7 protein-coding genes are annotated in these 8,383 nt (G+C 73.9%); 3 read left to right on the top strand and 4 right to left on the bottom strand.

Translation table 11 applies throughout. The annotated features are described in order from the left end of the window. Positions 1 to 251: 251 nt before the first annotated feature. Together AN218_RS37030 and AN218_RS24370 are read left to right on the top strand one after the other, a co-directional pair. Positions 252 to 410, top strand: coding sequence for a hypothetical protein (locus AN218_RS37030; RefSeq protein WP_171908780.1), 159 nt, complete (start codon positions 252 to 254; stop codon positions 408 to 410). A 170-nt stretch (positions 411 to 580) separates the two neighbouring features. Next, the gene (locus AN218_RS24370; protein ID WP_476755971.1) at positions 581 to 3,712 is read left to right on the top strand and encodes a helix-turn-helix transcriptional regulator; all 3,132 of its coding nucleotides are present in this window, start codon (positions 581 to 583) and stop codon (positions 3,710 to 3,712) included. Positions 3,713 to 3,772: 60 nt separating this feature from the next. Here AN218_RS24370 and AN218_RS24375 read toward each other — a convergent pair whose 3' ends face one another. From AN218_RS24375 to AN218_RS24390, 4 genes are all read right to left on the bottom strand, one after another. Continuing rightward, a complete protein-coding gene (locus AN218_RS24375) occupies positions 3,773 to 4,036 on the bottom strand; it encodes a DUF6191 domain-containing protein (RefSeq protein ID WP_070019083.1) in 264 nt (87 codons plus the stop codon). Continuing rightward, the gene (locus AN218_RS24380; RefSeq protein WP_070019084.1) at positions 4,036 to 4,245 is read right to left on the bottom strand and encodes a DUF6191 domain-containing protein; all 210 of its coding nucleotides are present in this window, start codon (positions 4,243 to 4,245) and stop codon (positions 4,036 to 4,038) included. The genes AN218_RS24375 and AN218_RS24380 overlap by 1 nt, the downstream gene beginning before the upstream one ends. Before the next feature lie 54 nt (positions 4,246 to 4,299). After that, positions 4,300 to 5,526, bottom strand: a complete 1,227-nt coding sequence (locus AN218_RS24385) for a PQQ-dependent sugar dehydrogenase (RefSeq protein ID WP_079132535.1) — start codon at positions 5,524 to 5,526, stop codon at positions 4,300 to 4,302. Positions 5,527 to 5,663: 137 nt separating this feature from the next. Continuing rightward, complete coding sequence (locus AN218_RS24390) at positions 5,664 to 6,665, bottom strand: aldo/keto reductase (protein ID WP_079132536.1); 1,002 nt, start codon at positions 6,663 to 6,665, stop codon at positions 5,664 to 5,666. Between the two features lie 126 nt (positions 6,666 to 6,791). Here AN218_RS24390 and AN218_RS24395 point away from each other — a divergent pair, with 126 nt between their 5' ends. Continuing rightward, a complete protein-coding gene (locus AN218_RS24395) occupies positions 6,792 to 7,769 on the top strand; it encodes a 2-hydroxyacid dehydrogenase (protein ID WP_070019086.1) in 978 nt (325 codons plus the stop codon). Positions 7,770 to 8,383: the final 614 nt, after the last annotated feature.

The following is an 8,383-nucleotide window of genomic DNA, read 5'->3' on the forward strand; positions in this document are numbered from 1 at the left end:
CGGGCGGCCCGGCCGTGCCCGGCGCGCGGGGTGCCGCTCATGGGTGCCTACGCGCGCGCGACGCGGACGTGAGGACCCACGGCCCGCGGTCCGCTGAGGCCCCGGCTCGGACCTAAGTCCCCGGGCCCGGCGGATAAGGACCCCGTGGCCCGTAAGACCGGGCAGGTTCCCGATGTGGGGGACCCCCCTGGGAGACGACGCTGGATGACAGCACGAAGCAGTCGATCCACTCGTCAACAGGGGAGTCAGAGATGTACTACGGCTACGAGGCAGGTCTCCTGCGCATCGCCGAACTGCGGCAGAAGGCCGCCGCCGAGCGCCGGGCACGCCTGCTCGACGGATCCGGCCACCAGCACCGGGGAGTTGCAGGACGTCCGGGGCGTGCCCGGCGGCTCTGGTCCCGCGCGTGACCCTCACCCCGGTCCCGGACCCGGCGACGGCTCCGGCACCGGAAGCAGAAACGGACGCGGCCGCGGAACGGGGAGCGGAAGCGGCTTCCGCGGTACCCGCCGCAGCCGCCGTGTCCGCGGTGTCCGGCCCGCCCGCGGCCTCCGATGTGGCCGAACCGGCGACTGACGCGATGTCGGTCGCCGGTGCCATGCTGGAGCACGTGTCCAGCCAATCCACGATCAGCCCCGTCTTCGTCGGCCGCCGCGACGAGACCGCCCTGCTCACCGGCGCGCTCGAACGCGCCGACGCGGGTGAGCCGCAGGCGCTGCTGCTCTCCGGCGAGGCGGGCGTCGGCAAGAGCCGGCTGCTGGAGGAGTTCCTCGGCACCGCCCGCGCGGCCGGCGCCACCACGGCGGTCGGCGGCTGTCTCGAACTGGGCGCGGACGGGCTGCCGTTCGCGCCCTTCGCGACCGCCCTGCGCGGACTGCACCGCGCCCTGGGCGAGGCGGAGATGACCGCCGCGGTCGCCGGCCGGGAGGCCGAGCTGGCGCGGCTGCTGCCCGATCTGGCGCCACCGCCCGGCAGCCCCGGAGCGGCACGCGCCGAGGCGTACGACGAGGAGGACGGACGCGCCCGGCTCTTCGAGCTGACGGCACAGCTCCTGGAGCGGCTGGCCACGGGCCGTACGGTCGTCCTCGCCCTGGAGGACCTGCACTGGGCGGACCGCTCCACCCGCGAACTCCTCGGCTATCTCTACCGTTCGGTGCACACCTCGCGGCTCGTTCTCCTCGCGACGTACCGCTCCGACGACATCCACCGCCGCCACCCGCTGCGCCCCTTCCTCGCCGGGCTGGACCGGCTGCGCACCGTGCGCCGCGTCGAACTGCCGCGCCTGAGCCGGGTGGAGGTGCACGCGCAGATCGCCGGCATCCAGGGCGTCCCCGAGCCGGACCCGGAACAGGCCCGCGTCATCTTCGAACGCACCGACGGCAACCCGTTCTTCGTGGAGGAGCTGACCGCGAACTGCGCCACGTGCGGCATCAGCGACACCCTCCGCGACCTGCTGCTGGTGCGCGTCGAGGCGCTGCCCGAGCAGGTGCAGCAGGTGCTGCGGATCGCCGCGCAGGGCGGCTCCGCCGTCGAGCACGCGCTGCTGGCAGCCGTGTGCGAACTGCCGCAGGCCGACCTGCTGGACGCGCTGCGCGTGGCCGTCGGCGCCAACGTGCTGCTGCCCACGGACGACGGCGACGGCTACCGCTTCCGGCACGCCCTGCTGCGCGAGGCCGTCAGCGAGGACCTGCTGCCCGGTGAGGCCGCCGGGATCAACCGCCGCTACGCGCAGTCCCTGGAGGCCGACCCCTCGCTCGTACGGTCCGAGCAGTGCACCACGCGCCTCGCGCACTACTGGTACCACGGCCGTGACGCCGCCAAGGCGCTGCCCGCGGTGCTCGCCGCCGCCGTCGAGGCCCGCCGCCGGCACGCCTTCGCGGAGCAGCACCAACTGCTGGAGCGCGCCGTGGAGTTGTGGCACGAGGTCCCCGGCGAGGTACGGGAGCGGCTGCGCCCCATGGACGAGGCGGAGGTCTATCCGCGGCCCGGCGGCAGGCGCTCCGGCGACGTGGGCGCGGAGTCCCTGTCGTTCATGGATCTGCTGGCCGAGGCCGTCGTCGCCGCGCGCAACGGCGGCGACGCCGAACGTGCCCTCGCCCTGACCCGGCGCGCCCTCGACCTGCTCGACGAGCGCCAGGATCCGCTGCGCGCCGCCTGGTTCTGGGTCAGCCGCTCCAAGACCGTCGAGTCCCTCGGACGGGGCGACGGCTGGGACGAGATCGCCCGCGCCCAGGAGCTGGTCCGCGGTCTGCCGCCCTCCGCCGTGCACGCGGACGTGCTGACCTGCGCCGCGAGTTGGGGCATGATGCACCGGCCCGGACCGGACGCCATGAGCACCGCCGTACGGGCCGTGGAGCTGGCCCGCGTCGTGGGCGCGACGACGATCGAGCTGCAGGCGCGCATCACCCTCGGCATCCTCATGGCCGAGTCGGGCGATCTGGACGCCGGCATCGCCGAGATGACCGGTGCACGCGAACAGGCCGAGGCGGCGGGCGCGTTCGGCGTCGTCGGACGGGCCGACATCAACCTCGCCACGGAGCTGGAGTCCATGGGCCGCTCCAGCGAGGCCGTGGCCGCGGCCGTCCGCGCCGTCGAAGGAGCGGTCACCCACGGACGCCCCGACATGTGCGGCTTCGCCCTGGGCAACCAGGCCGAGTCGCTGTACGCACTGGGCGAGTGGGACGAGGCCGCCCGGATCACCGACGAGGCGGCGGCAGCGGCACGTTCGGCCGAGACCAGGGGCTTCGCCGCCCTGATGAAGGCCCATCTCCAGCTCGGCCGCGGCGACGTGGCGGGCCTGGATGCGGCGCGGGAGGCCGCGCGCGAGGCGCTGGGCAGCCATGCCGCGTCCGTCAACGCCGCCGTCCAACTACGGCACTTCGCGCTGGAGTCGGCGGCCCTGCGCGGCGATTTCACCGCCGTACGGGCTCAGTTGAGGGCCGCGCTCGACGCGGGCTTCCCGCCGGGCACCCACCGCTACGCCTGGCCGCTGCTGCATGCTGCGGCCGTGCACGAGGCGGGGCTGCGCGGACTGCCCGCCGCCGAGGAGGGCCGGGCGGAGATCCTGGCGCACCTGCGTACGGCGGTGCGGCGGCTGCCCCATCCGGCGCCCGTGTGGAGGGCGCACTGCGCGCTGGTCTCGGCGGAGATCGACCGGGCGGAGGGACGGTCGAAGCCGGCGGCATGGGCGGAGGTCACCGCGGCCTTCGAGGCGCTGGAGCGTCCGTACCATCTGGCGCTGGCCCGGCACCGCCGGGCGGAGGCGCTGCTGGAGGAGGGGACGCCGGACCGCGCGTCGCGCGAGTGCGCCAACGGTCTGCTGGCCGCCGCCCACGCGGTGGCCGTACGGCTCGGCGCGCAGCCGCTGCGTACGGAGATCGAGCAACTCTCGCTGCGGGCGCGGCTTCCCGCGGCGGAGACGCGTACGGACACACGGCGCGGGCGGGGTACGGGCCCGGCGCCCGTGCAGGAGCCGGCCGACACCTTCGGCCTGACGCAGCGGGAGCGGGACGTGCTGCACCTCGTCGCCGCCGGGCGCAGCAACCGGCAGATAGCCGAGCAGCTCTTCATCTCGCCGAAGACGGCGAGCGTGCACGTCTCCAACATCCTGGCGAAGCTGGGCGTGGCCGGACGCGGAGAGGCCGCGGCCATGGCGCACCGGCTGCGGCTGCTGGACGGCGCGGAGAACGAGGTACGCCCGGCCGCGGGCTGACGGCCCGGCCGCGCCGGACCCCGGGCTTCAACCACGGGGCCCCGCACCGCCGTCGGCCGGTCAGAGCAGGTCGGGCGGATCGCCGCCGTCGCCGTCCGTCCCGTCCGCCTCCGAGCCCTCCTCGACCTTCGGCCGCGCCGGAAGGATCGCGTGCTGCTCCTGGAGCGCGATGACGATGCGGCCGGAGCCGAGGTCGACCGGCCCGCAGCCGCGCCCGTTCCGGCCGTCGGCCGCGCCCTCCATGACGTAGGTGTGGTCCAGCCGCTGCTGCTCGTGGTGCAGGTGCTGCTGGCTGGGGATGAAGAGGTCGTCCGCAATGCCCATTACCGGCTCCCGTCTGCGTCCTCGTCGGCGGCGCCGTCGGTGCCCCGCTGCCGCGGAGCGCGGATCAGCACCTGCCCGGAGGCGAGGTCGACCGGGCCGTGGCCGGGGTCGCTGCTGCCCTCCTCGACCCGGGCGTGGTCCAGCCGCCGCCGTTCGTCCTCGGTGTGCCGCCGGCCAGGGGAGAAGAGCTCCTGGATCAGGTTGAACATCGCTTCTCCGTCCGGCCGCCGGGCCGGGAGCGGCGGCAGCCGTCCCGTCCCGCTCTAGCTCACCTTGAGTTTCAGAATACGGTCGTCGCCGGATTTCGGGCCGCCCCGTCCGTCGGTCTCGCTCGTCATGAGCCACAGGTGGCTGCCGCCGTCGGCGACCACGGTGCGCAGCCGCCCGTACTTGCCCCGCAGGAACGCCTGCGGCTCGGCCGCCTTCGTCGTGCCCTTCAGCGGGATCCGCCACAGCCGCTCACCGCGCAGACCGGCCATCCACGCCGAGCCCTTGACGATCGCGAGGCCGCTGGGGGAGGCGTCGGCCGTACGCCACTGGGCGACCGGGTCGGCGAAGCCGGCCTTGTCCTTGCGGCCCTCGACCTCCGGCCAGCCGTAGTTCTTGCCGGGACGGACGACGTTCAGCTCGTCCCAGGTGTCCTGCCCGAACTCGCTCGCCCACAGCCGCTTCTCGTCGTCCCAGGCCAGACCCTGCACATTGCGGTGCCCGTAGCTGTAGAAGACGGAGCCGGACTCCGGGTTGCCCTGCCCGGGAGGTTCGCCCTCGGGCGTCATACGCAGGATCTTGCCGCCCAGCGACTTCTTGTCCTGCGCGAGACCGCCCTGCCCGGACTCTCCCGTACCGGCGTAGAGCATCTTGTCGGGACCGAAGGCGATCCGGCCCCCGTTGTGGATCTCGCCCTTCGGGATGCCCTTGAGGATGGTGTCGGGGGCGCCGAGCTGGTCGCCGGGACGCTTCTTCGGGTCGTAGAGCATGCGGACGATGCGGTTGTCGGAGGCCGTCGTCAGATACGCGTAGACCATCTTCGCGTTGTCCGGGGGCACGGCGATGCCGAGCAGCCCGCCCTCACCGCTGGCCTGTACGCCGGGGACCGTGCCGACGCCGGTCTTCTTGCCGGTGCGCTCGTCGACGCGGAAGATCTTGCCGTCGTCACGCTGCGAGACGAGCAGACCGCCGTCGCCGGGCAGCGGCGCCAGCCCCCACGGCGACTTCAGCCGCGTGGTGACGGTGCGCTCCACCTTCACCGAGCCCTTCGCGGGCGCGGCCGACGCCGTCGCGTTCGGGCCGGACTCCCCGCCCGGTGACGAGGCCGGGGGCGACTTCTCCCCGGAGGCGCCACCCGGGTCGTCGGAGCACCCCGACGCCAGCAGCCCCAGGGCGGCCAGCCCCGCCGCGGCGGCTCGTACGGACGGCAGATAGCGGCTACGCACGGTCAGCGCCTCCCGGTGTTCGTTCCCTGCTGCGAGCCCGGTGCACACGGTGTGCATGTGCGCACGGTGGACTCAGCACACCACATGCGTGACCGTGCCGCCGGTGACAGCGCAACTTCCGTGCGCAGGTGCGCATACGGCGGTCTCCGGCGGCCCGTCGGCACCGGCCCGTACGCCTTCCCGTGCGCGGAGCGCTACTCCCACGACTCCCGCGCGGCCGGCAGCGCCCCCAGCTCCGCCATGTCGGCGGGCGTGAGCCGGAGTTCGGCCGCCGCGGCGTTCTCCGTCACCCAGCGCTCCTTCTTGGTGCCGGGCAGCGCCACCACCTGCGGCCCCTGCGCGAGCAGCCAGGCCAGCGCCACCTGGGCGGGCGTCGCCCCGTGGCGCTCGGCGACGCGGCGCAGCCCCGCCACGACGGGCTGGTTGGCGGCCATCATCTCGGCGGTGAAGCGCGGGTGCCGGGCGCGTACGTCGTCGGTCTCGAAGCCGCCGCCGGGGGTGAGGGTGCCGCTCAGATAGCCGTTGCCCAGCGGCATCGCCGCCATGAAGCCCACGCCGTGCGAGACGCACCACGGCAGCAGCGTCCCCATGGCCTCGCGCGACCAGAGCGCCAGCTCGGCCTGTACGCCGCTGACGGGGAAGACGCCCTGCACACGCTCCAGTTGGCGGATCGTCGCGGCGTGGATGCCGCCCGCGCCCGCGCGGCTGCGGTGGTCCGCACGCGCCCCGACCGCGCAGAAGCCCAGCGCCCGCACCTTGCCCTCGGCGACCAGCTCGGCCATCGCGCCCCAGGTCTCCTCGACGGGCACCTCGGGGTCGGCACGGTGGAGCTGGTACAGGTCGATCCAGTCCGTCTGGAGGCGCCGCAGCGACGCGTCGCAGGCCCGTTTCACATAGCCGGGGCGGCCGTTGGCCACGATGTGCTGCTCTCCCACCAGCAGCCCGCACTTGGTGGAGACGAAGGCGTCGTGGCGCCGCTCCTTGAGCACCCTGCCGATCAGCAGCTCGTTGGTGAACGGCCCGTACATGTCCGCCGTGTCGAGCAGCGTCACACCGCGGTCGAGCGCCGCGTGCACCGCACGCAGCGACTCCTCGCCGCTCTGCTCGGACGTGGAGTACGCCCAGCTCATCGGCATGCAGCCGAGGCCGACGGCACCCACTTCGAGCGCTGCCGCACCGATTGTCCTGCGCTCCACCCGGACGCACTCCCCTCTGACGGCCCCCCAAACTAACGCCTGCGCGCACCGGTTCCGGACGAGGCTCCGCTCTCGCCCGTGACCTCGCCCTCCGCCTTCCGCGCCCGGCGTCTAGCCTCGGGGACCATGGCACCCTCAACGGCACCGCGGGAATCCGGGGCGGCGGACGCCGCAGACGTCTGGCTGCCGATCCCGCCCGCACAGATCGACGGACTCCCCGACACCTTCACCTACCGCTTCTGGGACGGCGACGAGGACTTCCCGGCCGACCCCGCACGCTGCGCCTTCTACGTCGTCCCGTACATGAAGGGCCAGGCCGTCTCCGTGCGTCCGCTGCCCGAGATGACGCGTCTGCGCGTGGTGCAGACGCTGACCGCGGGGATCGACCACGTCGCCGGTGCCGTGCCGGACCTGCCCGCCGGGACGCTGCTGTGCAACGCACGCGGTGTGCACGACGCCTCGACCGCCGAGCTGGCGCTCGCGCTCACGCTGGCCGCGCTGCGGCAGTTGCCCGCGTTCGTACGGGCACAGGACGCCGAGGAGTGGAGCCCGGGCGTCCATGACGCGCTCGCGGACAAGTCCGTGCTCATCGTCGGCTACGGGGCGATCGGTTCGGCCGTGGAGGATCGGCTCCTGCCGTTCGAGGTCGCGGAGGTGACGAGGGTCGCGCGCACGGCACGGCAGGCGCCGCGCGGACCCGTGCACGCGCTCGGCGAGCTGCCCCGACTGCTGCCCGGCGCCGACGTGGTGGTCCTCTGCACGCCGCTCACCGAGGAGACCCGGGGGCTCGTGGACGCGGGGTTCCTCTCCCGTATGAAGGACGGCGCGCTGCTGGTCAACGTCGCCCGCGGGGGAGTGGTCGAGACCGACTCCCTGCTGGCGGAGGCGAGTTCGGGCCGGCTGCGCGCCGCGCTCGACGTCACCGACCCCGAGCCGCTGCCCGCCGGGCACCCGCTCTGGCACGCGCCCGGCGTGCTCATCACCCCGCACGTCGGCGGTCCCACGACGGCCTTCCTGCCACGCGCCAAGCGGCTGCTGCGCGCTCAACTCGACCGCTGGGCGCGGGGAGAGCCGCTTCAGCACATCGTGGCCGTAGCCGAGTGATCACGGTACGTGCGGGGAAGCGATCTCTGCACCGGTGTCCCAGCGGTACGCGGACGCCCGGGAGTTGACTTCCGGGAGTTCGGCAACCGCTTCCGTGCGCGTCCGGGGCCGCCTCGCGGAGCCGTTCCGGGACCTTCCCCGGAGAGGCCCAACAGGCCCTGGAAACACGCTCCGGAGGCGTACGAACGCTCGCAGTATCCGTATCGTGCCTGGTCGTCACGTTCTGTGTTGGAACTATGGCCCTCTGTGACGGTTCTGGTGTATCGTCCAAGAGGGGCGAACTCGGACACGAGGGGGGCGACGGGCGAATGCGCGGTCAATGGACGAACTGCCGGTGGACGAAGCGTCATACGCCAAGGACGCGTTGCCGCCGCACGGTCCCGGAGCGGGGCCGGAGCGCGGGCGCTCCCCGGTGCGTGTGCCGCACCCGCGCGGACCGGAAGTACGAGCGGCCTCCCTCTCACGGGAGCACCCGATGACCGCCGGCGGCGCCGCCACACGCGAGGGGCTCGTACGCACCCCCGCCGGCACTCCCGCGTTCGCACCTCCCGCCACCCGGGCCGGGACCGCGCACGCCGACGAAACCCCCGCGGGCGGCAGGCCGTTGACGTCCG

The sequence above is a fragment of the Streptomyces nanshensis genome, assembly GCF_001751255.1.
In the GTDB taxonomy this organism is placed as follows: Bacteria; Actinomycetota; Actinomycetes; order Streptomycetales; family Streptomycetaceae; genus Streptomyces; species Streptomyces nanshensis_A.